This is a genomic window from Peribacillus sp. P4_D6, from assembly GCF_056401795.1.
Genome location: NZ_JBFUIQ010000035.1, coordinates 22,765 through 41,760, shown reverse-complemented (window position 1 = coordinate 41,760; position 18,996 = coordinate 22,765). Strand labels below are relative to the sequence as shown.

19 protein-coding genes, 1 pseudogene and 1 other annotated feature are annotated in these 18,996 nt (G+C 40.3%); of the genes and pseudogenes, 5 read left to right on the top strand and 15 right to left on the bottom strand.

Annotated elements, in window-relative coordinates; genetic code table 11:
- The 5 genes and pseudogenes from AC1DVB_RS13265 to AC1DVB_RS13245 all read right to left on the bottom strand — a co-directional run.
- Nucleotides 1–158, bottom strand: a pseudogene (locus AC1DVB_RS13265) (citrate transporter); the annotation flags it as partial.
- Nucleotides 159–557: 399 nt separating this feature from the next.
- On the bottom strand, nucleotides 558–1,262 hold the full coding sequence (locus AC1DVB_RS13260) for a response regulator (protein WP_057276850.1): 705 nt from the start codon (nucleotides 1,260–1,262) through the stop codon (nucleotides 558–560).
- Between the two features lie 2 nt (nucleotides 1,263–1,264).
- Nucleotides 1,265–2,869 (bottom strand): ATP-binding protein, encoded by a 1,605-nt coding sequence (locus tag AC1DVB_RS13255; protein ID WP_095679148.1) that lies wholly within the window; start codon nucleotides 2,867–2,869, stop codon nucleotides 1,265–1,267.
- Nucleotides 2,870–2,962: 93 nt separating this feature from the next.
- A complete protein-coding gene (locus AC1DVB_RS13250; RefSeq protein WP_057276852.1) occupies nucleotides 2,963–3,421 on the bottom strand; it encodes a VOC family protein in 459 nt (152 codons plus the stop codon).
- A 174-nt stretch (nucleotides 3,422–3,595) separates the two neighbouring features.
- The gene (locus tag AC1DVB_RS13245) at nucleotides 3,596–4,105 is read right to left on the bottom strand and encodes a GNAT family N-acetyltransferase (RefSeq protein WP_057276853.1); all 510 of its coding nucleotides are present in this window, start codon (nucleotides 4,103–4,105) and stop codon (nucleotides 3,596–3,598) included.
- Between the two features lie 285 nt (nucleotides 4,106–4,390).
- Between AC1DVB_RS13245 and AC1DVB_RS13240 the strand changes: the two genes are divergently transcribed.
- Complete coding sequence (locus AC1DVB_RS13240; RefSeq protein ID WP_072273439.1) at nucleotides 4,391–5,779, top strand: L-cystine transporter; 1,389 nt, start codon at nucleotides 4,391–4,393, stop codon at nucleotides 5,777–5,779.
- A gap of 328 nt (nucleotides 5,780–6,107) precedes the next feature.
- Here the strand turns inward: AC1DVB_RS13240 and AC1DVB_RS13235 are convergent, their stop codons facing one another.
- Both AC1DVB_RS13235 and AC1DVB_RS13230 read right to left on the bottom strand, forming a co-directional pair.
- Nucleotides 6,108–6,764: a phosphatase PAP2 family protein gene (locus tag AC1DVB_RS13235; protein ID WP_430755992.1), complete on the bottom strand. Its 657-nt coding sequence runs from the start codon at nucleotides 6,762–6,764 to the stop codon at nucleotides 6,108–6,110.
- A gap of 227 nt (nucleotides 6,765–6,991) precedes the next feature.
- Nucleotides 6,992–8,341, bottom strand: coding sequence for an amino acid permease (locus AC1DVB_RS13230; protein WP_095679144.1), 1,350 nt, complete (start codon nucleotides 8,339–8,341; stop codon nucleotides 6,992–6,994).
- A gap of 59 nt (nucleotides 8,342–8,400) precedes the next feature.
- Nucleotides 8,401–8,637, bottom strand: a binding site (T-box leader).
- A 496-nt stretch (nucleotides 8,638–9,133) separates the two neighbouring features.
- Here AC1DVB_RS13230 and AC1DVB_RS13225 point away from each other — a divergent pair.
- Complete coding sequence (locus AC1DVB_RS13225) at nucleotides 9,134–9,679, top strand: hypothetical protein (RefSeq protein ID WP_137018636.1); 546 nt, start codon at nucleotides 9,134–9,136, stop codon at nucleotides 9,677–9,679.
- A 90-nt stretch (nucleotides 9,680–9,769) separates the two neighbouring features.
- Nucleotides 9,770–10,180 carry an HTH domain-containing protein gene (locus AC1DVB_RS13220; protein WP_454861635.1) on the top strand — a complete coding sequence of 137 codons (411 nt, stop codon included), beginning with the start codon at nucleotides 9,770–9,772 and terminating at the stop codon, nucleotides 10,178–10,180.
- A gap of 410 nt (nucleotides 10,181–10,590) precedes the next feature.
- Here AC1DVB_RS13220 and AC1DVB_RS13215 read toward each other — a convergent pair whose 3' ends face one another.
- Nucleotides 10,591–10,824, bottom strand: a complete 234-nt coding sequence (locus tag AC1DVB_RS13215) for a hypothetical protein (RefSeq protein ID WP_454861636.1) — start codon at nucleotides 10,822–10,824, stop codon at nucleotides 10,591–10,593.
- Nucleotides 10,825–11,003: 179 nt separating this feature from the next.
- Between AC1DVB_RS13215 and AC1DVB_RS13210 the strand changes: the two genes are divergently transcribed.
- Nucleotides 11,004–12,167, top strand: a complete 1,164-nt coding sequence (locus AC1DVB_RS13210; RefSeq protein ID WP_063575362.1) for an MFS transporter — start codon at nucleotides 11,004–11,006, stop codon at nucleotides 12,165–12,167.
- Between the two features lie 62 nt (nucleotides 12,168–12,229).
- Here the strand turns inward: AC1DVB_RS13210 and AC1DVB_RS13205 are convergent, their stop codons facing one another.
- The 7 genes from AC1DVB_RS13205 to AC1DVB_RS13175 form a co-directional block, all read right to left on the bottom strand.
- Nucleotides 12,230–12,529, bottom strand: coding sequence for a hypothetical protein (locus AC1DVB_RS13205; RefSeq protein ID WP_318269855.1), 300 nt, complete (start codon nucleotides 12,527–12,529; stop codon nucleotides 12,230–12,232).
- A gap of 125 nt (nucleotides 12,530–12,654) precedes the next feature.
- Nucleotides 12,655–13,296 (bottom strand): response regulator transcription factor, encoded by a 642-nt coding sequence (locus AC1DVB_RS13200; protein WP_057276863.1) that lies wholly within the window; start codon nucleotides 13,294–13,296, stop codon nucleotides 12,655–12,657.
- Nucleotides 13,289–14,335 (bottom strand): sensor histidine kinase, encoded by a 1,047-nt coding sequence (locus AC1DVB_RS13195; protein WP_057276864.1) that lies wholly within the window; start codon nucleotides 14,333–14,335, stop codon nucleotides 13,289–13,291. The genes AC1DVB_RS13200 and AC1DVB_RS13195 overlap by 8 nt, the downstream gene beginning before the upstream one ends.
- Nucleotides 14,332–15,078: a cell wall-active antibiotics response protein LiaF gene (gene liaF, locus AC1DVB_RS13190; protein ID WP_057276865.1), complete on the bottom strand. Its 747-nt coding sequence runs from the start codon at nucleotides 15,076–15,078 to the stop codon at nucleotides 14,332–14,334. The genes AC1DVB_RS13195 and liaF overlap by 4 nt, the downstream gene beginning before the upstream one ends.
- Before the next feature lie 156 nt (nucleotides 15,079–15,234).
- Nucleotides 15,235–15,870, bottom strand: coding sequence for a PspA/IM30 family protein (locus AC1DVB_RS13185; protein WP_034309579.1), 636 nt, complete (start codon nucleotides 15,868–15,870; stop codon nucleotides 15,235–15,237).
- A gap of 19 nt (nucleotides 15,871–15,889) precedes the next feature.
- Complete coding sequence (locus tag AC1DVB_RS13180; protein WP_034309581.1) at nucleotides 15,890–16,237, bottom strand: lmo0954 family membrane protein; 348 nt, start codon at nucleotides 16,235–16,237, stop codon at nucleotides 15,890–15,892.
- A 682-nt stretch (nucleotides 16,238–16,919) separates the two neighbouring features.
- Entirely contained in the window at nucleotides 16,920–17,534 is a 615-nt protein-coding gene (locus AC1DVB_RS13175) for a TetR/AcrR family transcriptional regulator (RefSeq protein WP_063575357.1), read from the bottom strand.
- A gap of 171 nt (nucleotides 17,535–17,705) precedes the next feature.
- On the opposite strand from AC1DVB_RS13175, the gene kynU reads away from it, so the two are divergent.
- Nucleotides 17,706–18,983, top strand: coding sequence for a kynureninase (gene kynU / locus AC1DVB_RS13170; RefSeq protein WP_106026112.1), 1,278 nt, complete (start codon nucleotides 17,706–17,708; stop codon nucleotides 18,981–18,983).
- Nucleotides 18,984–18,996 lie beyond the last annotated feature (13 nt).

Below are 18,996 nucleotides of genomic sequence, written 5' to 3'. Positions count from 1 at the left end.
ACACCCTCCTGCATCATGGGTCCCAGCTCTGTAAAAAATCCTCCAATCACTCCAAATATGATGGGAACGAGCATAATGGCCACTAGTGCCGATAGTCGCTTCGACATAATTAAATACATGAATACTGCAATCATCGAAAATCCTAAAATGGATAACATCTTCAAGCCCCCTTCTGTTTATCACCATCTTGTTTTGATAGCGCTTTCTTTAGAGACTATCATCCATTAAGCCTTATTCACATATAAAGAAAGTAATAAGAGTTTTTTTCATTTTTTTCACGCCTGAAAAAGAAAGGCTGTTTTCGCATACTTTGTTGCTATTTACGAAGTAGTGCAGTGTGGTTGATTTCCCCTCCAGGTGCTCGCTTTCCTTGGTGCGGGCGGTGAGCCTCCTCGGCGTAAACGCCTGTGGGGTCTCACCTGTCCCGCAGCTCCCGCAGGAGTCTCGCACTTCCGCTCCAATCAACCTAAAATAGTTTCGTTTTAAAAACAACAATCTTTACGAAAAGAGCCAAAAGAAAAAACCCCATTGATGAAAACGAATTTCATCAACGGGATTTACATGTGTTTTATTTTATATTTTCTTTCAGGCCTTCCAACACTTCCATACAAAACCTCAACTTCCATTTCATTGCAGGAAACTAAATACTCCAGGTATCTGCGCATGGTTGAATAACTTATTCCAACAAGTTGACCTAGTTCATCCGCGTTTAAACTGCCATTGACGTTTTGAATCTTGCTTCTGACCATTTTCAGGGTATGTTTGTCTATCCCCTTGGGAAGAGAATTCATTTGGACATCATTTGCTGTATTTGAATTACTTATGGTCCGAAAAAGAGTATCCACTTTATCTTGATTTACTAAATTGCCATTATGCAGCTGCCGTCTCGTCATGTCGTATTGGTTGAGCGTCGCAAGAAGCTTATCGATAATGATCGGTTTTATAAGGTAACCAAAAGCCCCTCCCCTAATCGCTTCACTGACTGTTTCGGTATCATTCGCGGCGGTGATCAGAATTACATCAATCCCCCTGTATTCCCTCCTAATTTCCCGAAGAAGGTCAATTCCATTCATATCAGGTAAAAAGATATCCAATAAAATTAAGTCAGGTTGTGCGGCATGCAGTATATTCAGCGCTTGCTTGCCTGTGCTAGCTGTAGCAATGACAGTAAATTGATCTAGTTGATTCGTAAATTGTTTATATATATTCACTGCATTCTCGTCATCTTCAACAATGACAACTGTAATCGGTCCTTTGGACATTCTCACGCCTCCTTTTCTCCTTTTATATCCTTCGGGAAGACGAGTGTAAATCTTGCTCCCCCCAAATAACTGCGATCAATATAAATCTCACCGCTTAAAAGACCAATGGAGTTTTTCACAATGGCCAAACCGATTCCATGATTTCCCCCATTTTTAGTCGTATAACCATCTGTAAAAATAATATCCTCCATTGCATGAGGGATACCAGGACCGTTATCCTCGATATCAAATATGATTTCGTTTCCTAAATCCGTAAACGAAACTTTGACCTTTCCCTTATTTTTGTTCTTTTGCCTTGCTGCCTCCATCGCATTATCGATGATATTACCAATAACGGAAACCAAGTGATGGGAATCCTCAGGTTTTAATGAACTGTTTAAATTGCTTTCCTGCTCTATTTCTAAGATAACCTGCAATTCTTTTGAACGGTTTATCTTTCCAAGTAAACAGGCAGCGATTAAAGGATCTTTTACCGATGACATAAGAAACGAAATGATATCTTGCCTCTCTCTCACTTCAGAAGAGATGATGTTCATTGCCCTATCATACTGTTTTAAACTAAGTAATCCATAAATGGTATTTAATTTATTTAAAAACTCATGATTTTGTGCCCGCATATTTTCTGAAAAGGCCTTGATTTCTGAAAATTCATCTGTTAATTGTTCAATTTCGGATACTGTCCTTATTGTTAAAACGATGCCCCTGACGTCCTTATGATTTAAGATAGGGGATAAATCCAAAATGTATAGCTGTTGGCCTAAGAGTAACTTACGATTGAACTGTCCTTCTTTTGTGCTGATTACGATTTTGATGAGTTTTTCTAAATGTCCATTTACAATCCGCTTTCCCACCATAAGCTGATGATCCTGAAACAATTCACGTGCTCTTTTATTCATGGAAGTAACCTGTTTTTCTATATTAATCGTAATGGTAGCATATCGGATGGCATCAAGTGTCGCTTCCCTTTCTTGAAAAAGAAAAGAAATTTCCTCAGGCTCCAGACCCAAAATAAGCTTTTTTAAGCGTCGCGCTATAAATATTGCCCACACGATACCTACACTGATTGGGATAAGTGACAAATGAATAATCTTCATTTTATAATTGGATAGCTGATCTTGCACATTCTCTACCAAAAACCCTACAGATGAAACACCGATAACTTCCCCTTTATCATTCCAGATTGGCGCCTTAGCTTTAATCGCTGGTCCCGATATCCCATTTCCTTGATAAATAATTGCTTTGTGTTCATTGAGTACAGCATCATTACTAGTAGCCGTGGGCTTTCCGATATATTCTGGATTGGGATGAGAGTATCGCAGTCCTTTATGATTCGCAATGGTTACATAATCGGCCCCTGTTGTTTGACGAATCAGTTCTGATGCGGGTTGAATCACCTTTGAGGGCTGTTCATCGTTAAATCCCTGGATGATCGTTGGATTTTGAGCCGCTAATTTGGCAACCGTCATTGCTTGCTTACCCATATGGTTTTCGACGATGTCTTCCAACAGTGTAGAGAATAGAATGCTCACAAGTAAGGTACTGATGAAAACAACGAATATGATAAGCAATGTCATTTGAGTTAATAAGTTCACTCTAATTTTAAACATCTACATTTGCCTTAGCCTTTCCGTATTGATTGCTCATACTTCTATAAATAATTAATGATTGAAACTGGCCGGGGAAATTTCCCTTTACAAAGTTCACCTGGTTAATAGTTCTTCCCATTCTTCAAGCGAAAGTTTTTCGGTCATATGCTTATATGCATCAGGGACTTTTATCGAACACATAAGTTCGAGACTATTGCCATCGGGATCATTGAAATAGACGGAAGCGTTTCCTTGGTTCGGCCGTACAAATGGTTCAATCGTTGTCCTTTTTCCAAAAGGGACGACTTCAATTTGCAAGAATTTGAGCCAAGTTAATGCATTTTTCATATTATCATAAGTTACCCGAAAGGCGATATGCCTTAGTGAAGGGTGGTATGGAGTTTGATATTCCTTCCCTTCCCATAAGCCGACCCAGCTTTTGTTTTCCTCGATCCAAAAAAAGGCAGTATCTTCATCCCTCCAAGCTAGCTTCAAGCCTATTTTCTTATAAAAATCCATGGAGATGTCCAGGTTCTTGACTGGTAAATGGGCTTCATATAAACCTTCTATCATATTGGATTCTCCTTTCTTCTTTTTAGTAAAGGAACTCTTTTGCAGGGAAAATATCTCGCAATTATCTATGCTCGGTTAGTTTAAAGGGAAGGTTCTTTCTGTGACAGCCCCTACCTCCCCCTCTTTTCACAATTAAAAAACGGAATGCGTTCTATTATATAGAAGGAAATGGATTTAAAGGTTCCTACTATAATGGAAGAATGTTAGCTTTTGACCCGAATCCGCACCAATTTCCTCATTAATCGAAATCCGTTCAAAACCGTTTTTCACCAAAACCTTTTGGGAGGCGATATTGTCACTTGTCGTTTTGGCCTGTATTTGCATCACATTCAAATCCGGCGCCAGCTTCATCAAAAGCTTTAAAGCTTCATTCGCAATCCCTTTTTGCGTAAACGCTTCACCGATTCTATAACCGACATGAGCCGTACCCTTGATGGGGTCGATATCCACAAGATTAATCCTGCCGACGATTATGCCTGAACCATCCTTAATCAAATAAAAAGAGGAGATGGCCTCTTCTTGTTCTTTTAATAATTCCTTATGCCTGATTCCAAACGTTCTAAAGCTATAATAATCATCACCCCGTCCCGGGACCGTTTGTTCGAAAAACCTTCTATTAGTGCATTCAAATGCAAATAACGCTTGTGCATCCCGTTCATTAAGCCTGTCAATGTATATATCCATCATTCTTTCACCCTTTCAAAAAAAAACGCTAGGCATATATCATTCAAGAAAACAAAGGGCTTATCCTTCCTGATAAATAGATAGATGAAGATTTGTCCCCTGGCTTGATCCAGCATCCCTTTATTGTTCCCTCAAATCCAGTTCCTGAATAAAGATAAATACATGAATTACTTGAAAAGTCAAAAATAAATTATTTTCTTCTGGTAAAAAATCAGCGGATGATGTATCATAGGCTTCAGATATTTATTATTCTCATTTGGTTAATCGGAATTAGGAGGAATATATATGATTGGTTATGTGTTTTTAAATCTTGCCATAATGCTCGTTCTTTTAGGCGTTTTATTTTACATGAATAAGAAGCATATTTCCTTTACAAAAAGGGTCTTTACTGGACTTGGTTTAGGAATTGTATTCGGACTTCTTTTGCAGTATTTCTATGAACCTCAGTCAGAGGCAATCGTTAAATCGGTCGATTGGTTTAACATTGTAGGTTCCGGCTATGTCAAGTTCCTGCAAATGATCGTCATGCCGCTTGTCTTCATTTCAATTTTATCTGCATTCACAAGATTGAAACTGACTAGCAATATTGGAAAGATCAGTGTCCTGATCATCGGAATCCTGCTTGGAACGACTGCGATTGCAGCTGCTGTCGGAATCACCTCGGCAACTGTATTCAATTTGGAAGCCGTTCAAATTGAGCAAGGGGAAGCGGAGTTAAGCCGCGGGGATCAAATATCGGAAACATACGGTACGATTCAGGATAAAACGATGCCGCAGCAAATTCTTGAATTGATTCCGTCCAATCCGTTCCTTGATTTAACGGGTGCACGTCCGACATCAACCATTTCCGTTGTAATTTTTGCTGCATTTCTTGGGATTGCCTATTTAGGAGTCAAAAGGAAACAGCCTGAACACGCTGAATTTTTTGCTAAAATAGTAGATACATTGCACAGCATCATCATGCGCGTAGTAACATTGATCCTGCGTTTAACACCTTACGGGATCTTGGCAATCATGACGAAGACGGTAGCTACGAGTGATTTGGATGCCATCCTGAAATTAGGGAAATTCGTAGGTGCCTCATATGTGGCCCTGATTGTCATGTTCCTTATCCATTTGCTATTGCTGATGCTTGCAGGATTGAATCCAATCGTATATTTGAGAAAAGCTTTCCCAGTATTATCGTTTGCCTTCACTTCAAGAACAAGTGCTGGCGCTCTGCCATTGAACATCCAAACACAGAAACAACTAGGGGTGTCCGAAGGTATTGCCAACTTTGCCGGATCCTTCGGCTTGTCGATCGGTCAAAACGGCTGTGCCGGAATCTATCCGGCCATGTTAGCGGTCATGATCGCTCCAACGGTTGGGATCAACCCGCTAGACCCTTCCTTTATCGCCATGTTGATTGCCATCGTGGCCATTAGTTCTTTCGGGGTTGCAGGTGTAGGCGGAGGAGCAACATTCGCTGCCATCCTTGTATTATCTGCAATGAACCTGCCAATCGCCTTGGCCGGCCTGTTGATTTCCGTCGAGCCATTGATCGATATGGGAAGAACGGCCGTGAATGTCAGCGGAAGCATGACTTCCGGTATTCTGACTAGTAAAATAACGGGTGACCTGGATAAAGAACAGTTCAGCGAAGAATCATCTTTGAAAATTGAAGCTGAAATGTAAAAGAAAAAAGCATCGGACTTCCTGTCATGGAAGGTTCGATGCTTTTTTATAGGCTGTACATTAAACATTACTCTTGTCATATATGGCATAGGCAACAAGTTCAAAACCCGGCCAATAATTTTCCAACTTTGCTTTAACCAATTCTTCAGCCATTCGATCAAGATGATGAGGCATTCTTTTCCTCCCTCCACTGTTTCCATTCAATTAAAAACATAATACCATACACGATTTACATAAATGCCCAATTTTTTCAATAAAAAAAACAAAAAGCCACTGTAACATATCAACTCATGAGAGCGAATATTCTTACAGTGGCTTTTTCCTGTGGTCACTTTTTAATTTGCCTCGCTGCGTAATTATTGGCCTGAAAACCAGGTAGCGCATGGAAGGTATACTGGACGGCTGCATATACACCGCATGCTAGGAGGATTCCTGCGAGTGCATCCAATATAGCATGCTGTTTCGTAAATAGCGTGGAGAGGATGATCAGTGTTCCGAATGCAGTGACACTGGCATACTCCCATTTGTGCTCTTCTTTCCGCTTATGGGCGACGATCATCATGATGAATGTGGTCAGTACATGAATACTGGGAAGGCAGTTGACAGGTTGATCATGACTATAGATGAGCCGCATTAACTGGGCAAAGATATCGTTGCCCACGACTTCTGGACGCGGAACTGTCGTTTGCCAAAGGCAATATACAAGAAAACAGAGAAGTTTCCCCGATATCAAACTGCCTAATCCGACGAAATAGTGCTTTCGGTCAACAAAGCAATAGTAAATCAGCAATCCATAAATATACGGATACCAAAGTAAATAAGGAACGGCAAATTCTTTAATAAAGGGAATCTCCCTATCTATTATAGTCGTAACATCGACAGCATGACCTGAAGATTGATTGATGATTGAATAGATGGAACTAGTAATCATCAAAAGTAATAAATAATATAACGGGTGAAAGGATAGTATGGAATTGTTTTTCATAGCTCGCTCCGGCTTTCAATATATTAGTTTTTTTCCAAAGATTATTATACTACATTTTTCAATGGATTAACTCTTTAATCGCTAAAGTTAATGAATCCCATGAACTAGTAAAATGGATATCTCTTACTTTTAATCCGGCTAAGAATACATAACGAAAGCCATGGCATATACCACGGCTTGATATGAAACTTATATGCGGGAAGGCAAAAGTGATCACTCCGCCATCTCTAGATTTTGTTATGGCGTTTTTTCCATACATACGTTAAGGAAATGAAGATGTAGATGCAAAGAGTAATGATCGTAACGACTATGGATGTCGTGAAAATGATTCCAATCAGGATCGTTATTAAAGCGATGATCGCAGCCCAAGTCGTATACGGGAACCATTTTACCCTATAGGTACTTGTTTTTCCGGACTGTTGTTTACGTGATTTCAAATGGGCGAAAGCAATGATCAACCAGATGAATAATACGGTATATCCCAGCGAACCCATTAGGAAATCGAAGGTCTTGCTTCCAGCAAATAAGGAAATCAATACACCGCCATATAAAGCGGAAGTACACATTAAGATTGCGGGAACAGGTACTTTCCTCTTGGATAAACGGGAAAAGATTTTCGGAACGCGACCATCCACGGCTTGTGTATACAGGACGCGGGATGAACCATACAACCCGGAGTTCATCGATGATATGATCGCTAATAGAACAACGGCATTCATGATATGGTCGGCACCTGGAATCCCGATCATTTGAAAGACCATTACAAACGGACTTTCCTTCACCCCGTTTACTTCGTTCCAAGGAATTAAGCTAACGATGATGAAAAAAGGAATGATATAGAAAGAAATGATCCTGACCAATGTACTGCGAACGGCCTTTGGAACCACCTTTTCAGGATTTTTCGTTTCAGCTAATGTGACCCCGATGATTTCCGTACCGCCATATGAATAGATTACCACTAGCATCGCCGTGATCAAACCTGTCGATCCATTCGGAAAGAAACCGCCATGTTCGGTCAAGTTAGAAAAACCGACCGCGGTATGATCACCAAAAGTAACGAGCAGCAACAATAATCCAGCGATGATGAACACAATGATGACCGTAATCTTAATTAAAGCAAGCCAGTACTCCGTTTCAGCAAAAACCTTTACCGACAGCAAGTTAACCGCAGTAACCAAAACCGAAACAGCTAATGCCAATATCCAGATTGGATATCCGGGCAGCCAATATTGAAGGAAAATCGCCGCAACCACTGATTCGGCCGCGATATTCAACACCCACATTTTCCAATAAATCCAATCCAGGAAATAGGCAGGATACTTTCCTAAGATCGATTGGACCAAATCCCTGAATGTTCGTGCACCGCTGTTGCGGACCGCCATTTCAGCTAAACCTTGCATAATGAATAGTAGGATGATGCCTCCTATCAAGTACGCAATGATTACGGAAGGGCCTGCCATATCAATGGCTGAACTGCTTCCTTTAAATAAACCTGCCCCGATGGCACCGCCTAATGCCATCATCGTAATATGCCTTGAAGTCATTGTCCTCTGTAAATTCCGTTTGTCCGTTTCCATATCCTTACCTCCCAAAAATCAAAAAAAGCATATCGTCTCTTCCTTCATAATCAAATGAAGAAAGAGACGATATGCCTTAAGCTTACCGCGGTACCACTCTTATTGGCTCTTTAAAGAACCCTGCTTTACAAACCTTGTAACGAAGGTCAATCGTTAAAACAAAAGAATGGAATCATTCCTATCTTTCGCTTTACCACTCCCAGGCAAGTTCAAAGTATCATTGGACTGCGTTGCACCAACCCGCAGCTCTCTTCACCGAATAATGAGCTTTTACTACTCCTGTTCATTGCGTTTGAAAAATTATATCTGAATATTTTTAATAATATCCCATACTATACGGACTCAAGGTAAATTTGTCAATAACTTTCTTAGGATAATATTTTCAAAGAAACAATTAGGGGAGTTCGTGTTGAGCCAGCATTATGAAAATTGTAAAATACTATATAAAATAAAGTTGATGCTCTATCACAGCAACTTAACTAGAATTTTGATCATTTCTACCTTAGGTAATTATTTTCTTCAGTTTAATTATGCACCCCAATGTGACTCACTGCTCATTTACTTTTATGAATCTTCTAAAGTTACTTACAAATCACAGATTAATCCTATATCAAATCTCTATATCCTATAAGAAAAATTCATCGGAAATTCAAATATAAAATTCACCATATATTCTAATTTTTAAATTCCTAAATTTATTAAATTTTAAGAATTTTTTTAAAAAACCTAACTAGTCATATAGACCTATGTTATTATGTGGTTGAAGTGAAAATTCTACAGGGAGGTAATAGAATGAGCAAATGGTTTATGAGTATCTTAGTCGCATTTATGATTATGTCTACATCATCAGTTTTTGCAGAAGATCAACAAAAATTTGGTCCGTCTGACCTGGTATCAAACGATACAGTAGAAGGTGAAAATTCAGGTGATGACTATACTTTCTCAGTTGATTTATCGGAAATTAAATTAGCCGAAGGTGAAGTAGCTTCTATCCCTTTAGTTCTAGTTCCCACCAATTTAGATAACAACCTTATCCAACCAACATTAGCCTTTCCTGGCCCCGGAGGCATTCTAAATTTATGGGCCGAAGGAAGTAAAGTTAGATACAAAATAACTATGTCTATACCAGCTACTAGTTTTACTGGTACTATGCTTATTACAAATCTTACTTCAGGATTATCCTCTGGGAGAACTTCAGTTTCAGGTTTTAGTGGGTCTGTTTCATATAGAGCGCTATATAATAATAGATATAGTGCACAATTAACCGGTTCAGCAACTTTCCTCGGTAAAGTTGTTTCTTATACTGTTCCAAATTACATTACTTGGGTTTCTAAATAAGAGATATTTTTCAAACAATAAGTAGACAATATTATTATATTGTCTACTTCCATATATAATAGAGTTAAAAGTGAAAGAGGGTTATTCAAGATGATTGGTCATGAACCTAAAGAGTTATTAAGAACTCTGCTAAATGATTATAAAATGCCTGCAGCATCATTAAGTAAAATTACCGGAATATCTGAGCAAGTCATACTAGATTTTGCAAATGGTGGAAATATTCAACCCGCGATAACTCAAACAGAAATGATGGACCTAATAGATTTAGTGGGCCTTTTAGTCATCGGGGTGCCCTCAACCGATGCAAATGAAAGGGTCTCCGCCATAACTCAAGCACTGACCGATGAATTTGGTATACCAGTGGAGACGATTTCCTTATTCTCTAATCTTGAATGTGAAGATATCGAAGAATTCATGAAAGAAAATGCTTCTCTGTCAATTGAGAAAAGATACAGCCTTGCAGTAACCGTCCTTTTTTTGCATTATATATTTAAAAGATGATTATTTTATTTATGAAACACCACCTGGATTTGGCTTTAATTTATGCAACGGAGCTTTTCCAAGGCTAACAAAATGTTTGAGCAACCATGCTTCAGCACACCCCCATGCTGGAGACATGAGGGTGACAACTCCAAGAGTGAAGAACCACTACGATCTTGTGAGGATGAGTGGTTCTTTTTCCGTTTCTTGGCGAACGTAGACAGGATGAGACTGGTTGCTACTGCATAAATATCTCTTTACCATTTCCATATTTAAGTTCAATACCTTCCCCATCTATAATTAGATGGAAAGGCCAAACCATGACCTTCTCCCTATCCATCATCAATAATTCCCACTGGAATAACCGAACACTTCTCCTGTTCACCTAATCAAATCAATATATTCATAAAAGTCCAGATTCTCCTAAACGTTTAAAACCCCATCCCTAACCATGATGCAGCTACCATCAAAATCCCAACGACAATCACTATAACCGGTCCTACAACAATTAATCCAAATAGCAGTGAGCCTACTGCGTCCAGGAAGATTCGAAATGGTCCTGCTTTTTCCTTCTTATTCTGTTGCTGCGTTAATAAGTCTTCAAGATGACCGACTTTTTGCTTCAATTGCTGCAACTCTTGAATCACTTTTGTGTCCTGGTCCATGAATTACCACCCTCTTTAATTAACAATAAGTGTTAATTCTATCATTTACATCCATTTTTTAAAAGTGAGATTTACCCTCGAAACCTTAAAACTTTTTTTTCAAATTCTGTCATCAATGTTACAATAACATGGTCTGAAATCAATCCACTCTATAGAACACGTGAGGTATMATATTTTATATGAAAGCAATACGATTATTAAAGAGTTTTAACTTTTTATATTTTGGACTGCTTGCCATTTTCATTCCGTTTCTCCCAGTCTATCTGGCTGATCAAGGTTTGCGTCCAGCCCAAATCGGTTTCATCATCGGTACAGGAGGTTTTGTCACCCTCATAACCCAGCCTTTATGGGGAATGATCAGCGACAAAACAAGGACTATACGAAAAGTCCTGTTGTTACTCATCTTTTTCTCGAGCGTAATCGGTTATTTCCTCTATGATTCAAGCAGTTATCTTCAGCTCATCCTGTTTGCCATGCTGCTATATTTCTTTCTGATGCCGATCGATCCCCTGACGGAAAGCCTCAATTTTACGATGGCAGAGAAATCCGGGATCAGCTACGGCTCCATCCGGACATATGGTGCATTGGGATATGCGGTCATATCGCTGATCACCGGCTATGTTATGTCATATTTCGGAGCGAACAGCCTTGCGTTCCTTTTTGCAGGAATAGGTTTGATCAGCTTCATCGTCAGCTGGATGATGCCTGATGCTCCCGTTTCAGGGAAACCTGTCACCTTAAGCAGCCTTAAGCATTTTTTCAGTAATAAAGAGACGCTTCTCTTTCTATTATTGGTCTTTATCTGTGCTGTTCCAGCAAGGATGAACGATACCTTCCTTGGAGTATATATCCGGGAACTTGGAGGAAGTGCCAAGCTTGTTGGCTTGACCTGGTTCTTGGCGGCGGGAAGTGAAATCGTTGTATTCGCCCTAAGCTTTTGGTGGCTGCGCAAAGGTAAGGAAATCATCATCATTTCGTTTGCAGCAGCATTTTTCTTTATCCGTTATTTCGTCTCTGCGTGGATTACCGATCCGCAGCTATTAGCTTATTTGCAAATCATGCAGCTATTGACTTTCCCGATTTTCTACTCGGCGGCCATCCAATATCTATACCGGATTGTTCCAGTGGAATGGCGTGCCACAGGCCAGACCGTACTGGCGCTGCTATTCTTCGGGGTTTCGGGAATCATTGCTTCTTATATAGGCGGAGCCATATATGGAGCATATGGCGGGAAGACCCTTTACTTGTTCATTTCCTCCATCTCCTTTGTAGGAATGGTATTCGCTTTGGTTCTTTATCGGATATACGGAACGAGGCTCGATACCGCAGAGGAAGCTGTATAATCTAAAAAACGGAATGTAAAAAAGAGCATGTTTTGATTAAAACATGCTCTTTTTACATTCCGTTAGCGAAATAAAGGGGCAACCGTCAACATTAACACAGAGGAGCAAAGCAGTATAGCAGTTGTCCTGTTTGAGAGTTTTACTTGTTTGCCATTTTTATAGAAACCTGAAAATTGAAGCCGGTTTTTATAGAGTACATAAAGTAATGGAAAAATTGCCATACCAACGATCCATCCGCCCGTGGTATTCTCTACGGTTATTCCAAAAATCGCATAGATTGAATGAATGATGAGCCCCATAATCATTCCAATAACGAAAATAATGGTGATTATACGAAATAATTCTAAAATCACTCTTAACATCATTTCACCTGCTTTTTCCTGTAATCCGTAAAAAAGGCTGCGATCAGCAACCTTGAATGAACTTTACAGGATGGGATATTTCCCTAAATATAACAAACTTTCCTCTATTGGTAAATAGACGCTCTTTACTCTTCTTCTTGAACGAGCGAATGCTTAAATGCGTAGATCACTGCTTGCGTGCGGTCCTGCACGGCAAGCTTGCTTAATATATTGCTGACATGCACTTTGGCGGTTTTCAGGGCTATGTATAGTTCATCGGCAATTTCCTGATTCGTTTTCCCTTGTGTCATCAGCAGTAAAATTTCCATTTCACGGTTTGTCAATTGATCATGAGGCTGGGTGATTTTTGGGCGACGCAGCTTTTCCATCATTTTTCCCGTCACTTCAGGTTCAAGTACGCTTTGACCCTGGAAAGTGGAACGGACGGCTCTCGCAATCTCGCTGGCCTTTGATGTTTTCAGCATATAGCTCGTCGCTCCGGCTTCCAATGCCGGGTACACTTTTTCATCATCCAGGAAGCTTGTCACAATGATGATTTTCGCTTCTGGCCATTTTTCAATAATTCGTTTCGTCGCTTCTATGCCATCCATTTCCGGCATCACCAAATCCATCAAAATGATATCAGGACGCAATTCCATTGCCAGTTCTACAGCTTTCAAACCATTGTCCGCTTCCCCGATCACTTCGATATCCGACTGTGCGGATAAATAAGCCGATACCCCTATCCTTACCATTTCATGGTCATCGACAAATAATACTTTAATCATCATGATCACCTCCAGCATTTAATAATGGGATTTTCACTTCAAGTTTCGTTCCTTTATTCGGAACACTTACAATTTGCATCGTCCCGCCTAATTCAACAGCCCGTTCATGCATATTTTGCAGACCATAAGATCCCGTTTTCGACTCCTCGACGTTAAAACCGATGCCGTCATCCGTTATTCGTAAAATGATCATTCCATCACGGACGATCAATAACACTTCAAGCGAATTCGCTTTTGCATGTCTCAGCGTATTGGAAATCGATTCTTGTAAAATCCGAAACAGATGGTCCTCAATCCCCTTATCCAGAGTGACAGGCTCCATCTTCCAATTTATATCCATCGTCACTTTTTGGGCCAATTCCAAAAGAAGCTCCTTCATTCCTTCATGTAGAGATTTTCCCTTTAATGCAACAGGCCTCAAGTGAAGCAATAACGCCCTCATCTCAAGCTGGGATTGATGGATCATTTCTTCCACTACCTTGAATTGTTTCATTTCCGTTTTTTCCATATCGGTTTGTGATTCGGTGATGGCCGACATGAACATCGAAGCCGCAAACAATTGCTGGCTCACCGAATCATGCAGCTCCCGCGCTAAACGGTTTCGTTCCTGGGAAACGATTTCCTGGATCTGTTTCTCTTGATCAATGGCCTTTTCATTCGCCATTTTTTGCGATAATTTAGTCTGCTCATTGATTTGCTTATGGATCAGTTGCATCCGTTCCTCCATTTTAGCCATCTCTTGAATTGGATACGTTTCCTGTTGCGAGGGTAAGCGGCCCTGTTCAAGGAAATGCAGACCTTCATCCACCCTTTCAAGCTGTCTCTTCCAAAACATCCCCGAAACGACTCCATAAATCAGCCCTACCGTCATGACCAGGCTTGGCAAAAATATGACGAAGGGTAATCCCATGACCACTTTCTCCCACAATACACTCCAATCGGATAAAGGAAAGATGAAGAAAACCATCGCCGGCAAAGCAAGGGAAAGAACGAAAGCAACACCAAGGGCAGTCAATATCTGCCGTGTCATTATGCTCATATCCGCTTCACCTCTAAATCGCCAACTAAGATTGAAGTGATAATATGAACCTTGTGATCCGTTTCATTGAACCCTTCCGTTTGGTAGGAATAAATTTGATTAAAGACCCTGGATTCAGGTTTATTTTCAAAAATCCGCGCCCTGCCCGCAATGACAGAATGATGGACCCTGATTTCGATGCCATACGGTACAAGGACGGTGATATTGCCAATGATATTCCTGATGGAAATGACAGCATCGCCTTTCGGTAAAATCGTTTTGCTTAAATCGATAACCGTATCGCCGACCCCGCCCTGAACATTCACGGAATTCCATTCATATACATGTTCGGTCGTTTGTTGATGACCAAACAACTTATTTTTAAATAGATAATCGGTTTTCAGCAGTCGTTCCTTATTGATCTTTTCTTCGTCCGAATCATCATTGGTTAAAATGGGACTGACCCAATCAGGATTCTTTTTGGACTGATAATATAAAAACAAAAGATAAATGAGGATCGCCATTAGGAAAAATTTAAAGACGAACATATTCAAGACATTGATGATAAGCGAAATCAGCCCTATAAAAAATAGGATTTTCCCGATTGTCCGTTTTGTGAATTTCCTGCCTAAATAGATGCATCCTATTGAAAAAGCGAGGGAAAAAAGGAGACCTCCACCCGTAAATGCAATCTCTAAAAAAATCAGGACGACTCCGATGAGAAGTATCCATCCCATATAGTCCGTCTTCATCTTGTTCAACATCGGTTCGCCTCCCCTTTATATGATCACGATATTCTTAAAAGGCACAGAAACCCGTGCCTTTTAAGAATACCATGAAATTGTCACGTTCTGACAGCCTGTTTTCCCCCGCCCTCCATTCCAAAAGGCGAGGGGATGACAGCGATGCCTTAAAAAAATTTACGCTTCTTTCTGTTCCAATTCTTTTTCAAGCTGAACAATCCTGGCATCGATCGTATGCCGATTATAATCTGTATGGACCTGGTGCTCGATGCGATCGATATAATGCTCCATTTCTTCAAACATCGCTACCGGTTTGGCTTCGGAACTGCCTCCGTCCAAAACCCGATTGATCCGGTTGTTTGCCCGGGCAATATTTTCCCTGCCCATCAGTTCCAACCGCTTTAGATGCATATCCTTCAGCTTATGTTTCATTTCTTCATATTTCCGCTCCAGCTCAGCCAACTGAACCTCTGCACTTTTATGCGCCTCTTTCAAACTTTGCGCCCGCTCTTCATAGTGCAGGCTTTCCTTGACAGCAAACTCCATCAAATCGGTCTCTCCCGACTGCTTGGCAATCTCAGCCTGATGCTTACGTTTTTCAGCCAGATTTTGCGCTTGATTATATTCACGCGTAAACTCTTCTTTCAGAAGATATTGACGTTCAAGCAACTTACCGACCTTTTCCGTCTCCTGCTCACATTGACGCAAATATTGATTTAACATCCCAATTGGATTTTTTTGCTCCTTTTTATCCAACAGATCGTGAAAATCAGCCGAAATCGTTTGTTTCATTCTTGAAAATAAATTACCCATTCCCATTACATCCCTTCTATTAGTTCTTATTCAACTCTTTCCACTCTCTTTCAAAATTAGAGAATGGGTCACTTTCTTTCGATGAAGCACTTTCATCATTTTCATTCCATTTTTTATAAACCAGGTAAAGAACATAAGCTGCCACCAGTCCCAATATTGCCGGGATATGGGAGATAGAAACGATCAGCACGATAATGGAGACTGATCCCCACGCAATCTTCGCCCCTGTCGATTCGGACTTCATGAACTGCTTGAACCCAAAGTATAGGATCGCCAAGCAAATCGCCAGGCTGATCAGTGGACCAACGTTCGCCAGCAACAGGAAAAGTGCGATCAGTCCTACAATAAATAAACCAAATTTCTTCATTGTTTTCGTCCTCCTTTCTATGTTTATATCTTATCTACTTTTACAAGTTCGTATAATGAGCCTTAGCTATATTTTCTAGTAAGACTTAAGGCGTAGACGCTATAAGTCCGATGCTAATGAGGAGGGTATTTTGGCGGTTTACTCGGGAATTTGCACCTAATTGTAAGTTTGAGCGATATATTCGTGGGTTTGAGTGATATATAGGTGAATTTGAGCGATATATACCAGAGTTTGAGGATCTACTCCTGAGTTTCCGCTATTTACTCGTAAGTTTGAACAGTTTACTCGTGAATTTGCGCTATTTACTCGTGAGTTTGGGCAGTTTACTCGTGAATTTGCGCTATTTACTCGTGAATTTGCATTTACTCCTGAGTTTGGGCACTTTACTCGTGAGTTTGAACAGTTTACTCGTTAATTTGTGCTATTTACTCGTGAGTTTGGGCAGTTTACTCGTAAATTTGCGCTATTTACTCGTGAGTTTGGACAGTTTACTCGTGAATTTGCATTTACTCCTGAGTTTGGGCACTTTACTCGTGAGATTGGGCACTTACTCGTGAATTTGCGCTATTTACTCGTGAGTTTGGGCGCTTTACTCGTGAGTTTGCGGATTACTCGTGAGTTTTGAAAATAAAAAAATCTTCCGATTGTATATAATCGGAAGATTGGTTAGCTGCCATCATCATTACACATATAAGCCTTCGACGTAGACTGAGGTGATGGTTTGAGCGATTTCTTCTACTGAACTTTGATGTTCGTTTCGCACGATTTCCCATAGATACATTTCGTTTGTGAAAAACCATCCTCTTGCGACAAGCTCATGGTTTAGTTCAGCTCTAGCCAGACCATTTTGCTGTGCATAGGCCACGTCTTTTGAGATTCGCTGAATGAACTTCATGCGGATCGCTTTCCATTTATCTGAAATAATGGTTGATATCCCAATGGCCTGTTCGAAGACCTGCATCATGTTACGTTCAGCTTCTGCCATTTTCAAAAATGCATTAGCTTGTCTGTTGATGATATGTTTTGCCTCGTCTTTTGATTTTGGAAAGAAAGAGGTCTCGGCAATTTCATAGAATTGCTCCATTACATTTTCCATTAATACAATTAACAGATCCTCTTTCCCTTTAAAATGAACATAGGCCGTCCCGTATCCGATGTTTGCTCTTTTGATCATTTGGGAAATAAGCGCAGCTTGATAACCTTCTTCAAGAAATATTTCCTTTGCAGCTTCCAATAGCTTTTGTCGTGTCATGATCGAGCGTAAATGCCGTTTATCCCCTGTTTTGCTATTCTCCATGCTTATTCCTCCCTTTATCTTCTAGCATAAAGGATTTCCATAAAATAAAAAACATTTGTTGGAATGTCAGCTTGAATGTTTATAATTTTCTGAATTAACTTATTGACACTGTGTCATATTCTTTGGTACGATTCTCCTAGAATTTAAAAAAACTAATATAGGAGGATGATTATGGTTTCTGAATATACATTGGATCACGCTAAACAAATGGATGAGAATGATACGCTTAAAGGTTTTCGAGAAGAGTTTTATTTAAAGCCGGATTCCATCTATATGGATGGAAACTCATTGGGGCTTCTTTCGAAAAGGGCTGAACGCACACTTCTGGAGTCTTTGGAAGATTGGAAAGAGCATGGGATTGATGGATGGACGCAAGGGAATCACCCATGGTTTTTCATGGCTGAGAAATTGGGCGCGAAGATGTCCCAATTGGTCGGAGCTTCTCCCGAGGAAGTTATTGTAACCGGCTCCACAACTGTAAATCTGCATCAGCTAGTCGCTACTTTTTATAAGCCTGAAGGAATGCGCAGAAAAATTTTGGCTGATGAATTAACCTTCCCGACTGATATTTATGCTCTTCAAAGTCAGCTGCGTACACATGGATACGATCCGGAAACCGATCTTATCCGCGTGAAAAGCCGTGATGGCCGATTTCTTGAAGAAGATGACATCATCAAAGCAATGACCGATGACATCGCTTTGATCATCTTGCCAACGGTCCTGTATCGCAGCGGTCAAATACTGGATATGAAACGATTGACTGATGAAGCTCATAAAAGAGGCATTGTAATCGGATTTGACGGATGTCATTCCATCGGTGCAATCCCGCATTCATTCAGCGAATGGGATGTGGATTTTGCGTATTGGTGTAATTATAAACATTTAAATGGCGGTCCTGGCGGTGTTGGCGGTTTATATGTAAATCGAAAACATTTTGGGACGATGCCTGGATTGGCTGGATGGTTCGGCTCCAAAAAAGATAAACAATTCGATATGGAACATACCTTAACACCAGCTGAATCAGCAGGAGCGTATCAAATTGGCACGCCGCATGTGTTAAGCTGTGCACCTTTGATTGGGTCTTTGGACATTTTCATAGAAGCTGGAATTGAAAATATTCGTGAAAAATCACTGAAAATCAATCAATATTTAATGGATTTAGTCGAATTCGAATTGGAAGACATGGGATTTTTCATTGGAACTCCCAGAGAAGACATCCGCCGCGGAGGTCATGTAAGCCTTGAGCATAAAGAAGCTGCACGGATATGCAAGGCATTGAAAGAGAACGGTGTCATTCCCGATTTCCGTGCACCTAACATCATTCGCCTCGCCCCGGTTGCACTCTATACTTCTTATGCGGAAGTTTGGGAAGTTGTACAAATACTCAAGAAAATCATGTCAGAAAAACAATATGAAAAATACAAGAATGAGCGTGAAGTAGTCGCATAACCCGGAGTTCCGC

What these genes read in the sequence shown, in the direction of transcription:
- AC1DVB_RS13220 (WP_454861635.1), top strand. Translation starts at nt 9,770, where the DNA reads ATGATTGGTCATGAACCTAAAGAGTTATTAAGAACTCTGCTAAATGAT.
- AC1DVB_RS13245 (WP_057276853.1), bottom strand. Translation starts at nt 4,105, where the DNA reads ATGGATATATACATTGACAGGCTTAATGAACGGGATGCACAAGCGTTA.
- AC1DVB_RS13250 (WP_057276852.1), bottom strand. Translation starts at nt 3,421, where the DNA reads ATGATAGAAGGTTTATATGAAGCCCATTTACCAGTCAAGAACCTGGAC.
- AC1DVB_RS13205 (WP_318269855.1), bottom strand. Translation starts at nt 12,529, where the DNA reads ATGTTAAGAGTGATTTTAGAATTATTTCGTATAATCACCATTATTTTC.
- AC1DVB_RS13175 (WP_063575357.1), bottom strand. Translation starts at nt 17,534, where the DNA reads ATGGAGAATAGCAAAACAGGGGATAAACGGCATTTACGCTCGATCATG.
- AC1DVB_RS13210 (WP_063575362.1), top strand. Translation starts at nt 11,004, where the DNA reads ATGAAAGCAATACGATTATTAAAGAGTTTTAACTTTTTATATTTTGGA.
- AC1DVB_RS13225 (WP_137018636.1), top strand. Translation starts at nt 9,134, where the DNA reads ATGAGCAAATGGTTTATGAGTATCTTAGTCGCATTTATGATTATGTCT.
- AC1DVB_RS13180 (WP_034309581.1), bottom strand. Translation starts at nt 16,237, where the DNA reads ATGAAGAAATTTGGTTTATTTATTGTAGGACTGATCGCACTTTTCCTG.
- AC1DVB_RS13195 (WP_057276864.1), bottom strand. Translation starts at nt 14,335, where the DNA reads ATGAGCATAATGACACGGCAGATATTGACTGCCCTTGGTGTTGCTTTC.
- AC1DVB_RS13240 (WP_072273439.1), top strand. Translation starts at nt 4,391, where the DNA reads ATGATTGGTTATGTGTTTTTAAATCTTGCCATAATGCTCGTTCTTTTA.
- AC1DVB_RS13215 (WP_454861636.1), bottom strand. Translation starts at nt 10,824, where the DNA reads ATGGACCAGGACACAAAAGTGATTCAAGAGTTGCAGCAATTGAAGCAA.
- AC1DVB_RS13235 (WP_430755992.1), bottom strand. Translation starts at nt 6,764, where the DNA reads ATGAAAAACAATTCCATACTATCCTTTCACCCGTTATATTATTTATTA.
- AC1DVB_RS13260 (WP_057276850.1), bottom strand. Translation starts at nt 1,262, where the DNA reads ATGTCCAAAGGACCGATTACAGTTGTCATTGTTGAAGATGACGAGAAT.
- AC1DVB_RS13185 (WP_034309579.1), bottom strand. Translation starts at nt 15,870, where the DNA reads ATGGGTAATTTATTTTCAAGAATGAAACAAACGATTTCGGCTGATTTT.
- liaF (WP_057276865.1), bottom strand. Translation starts at nt 15,078, where the DNA reads ATGTTGAACAAGATGAAGACGGACTATATGGGATGGATACTTCTCATC.
- AC1DVB_RS13200 (WP_057276863.1), bottom strand. Translation starts at nt 13,296, where the DNA reads ATGATTAAAGTATTATTTGTCGATGACCATGAAATGGTAAGGATAGGG.
- AC1DVB_RS13230 (WP_095679144.1), bottom strand. Translation starts at nt 8,341, where the DNA reads ATGGAAACGGACAAACGGAATTTACAGAGGACAATGACTTCAAGGCAT.
- kynU (WP_106026112.1), top strand. Translation starts at nt 17,706, where the DNA reads ATGGTTTCTGAATATACATTGGATCACGCTAAACAAATGGATGAGAAT.
- AC1DVB_RS13255 (WP_095679148.1), bottom strand. Translation starts at nt 2,869, where the DNA reads ATGTTTAAAATTAGAGTGAACTTATTAACTCAAATGACATTGCTTATC.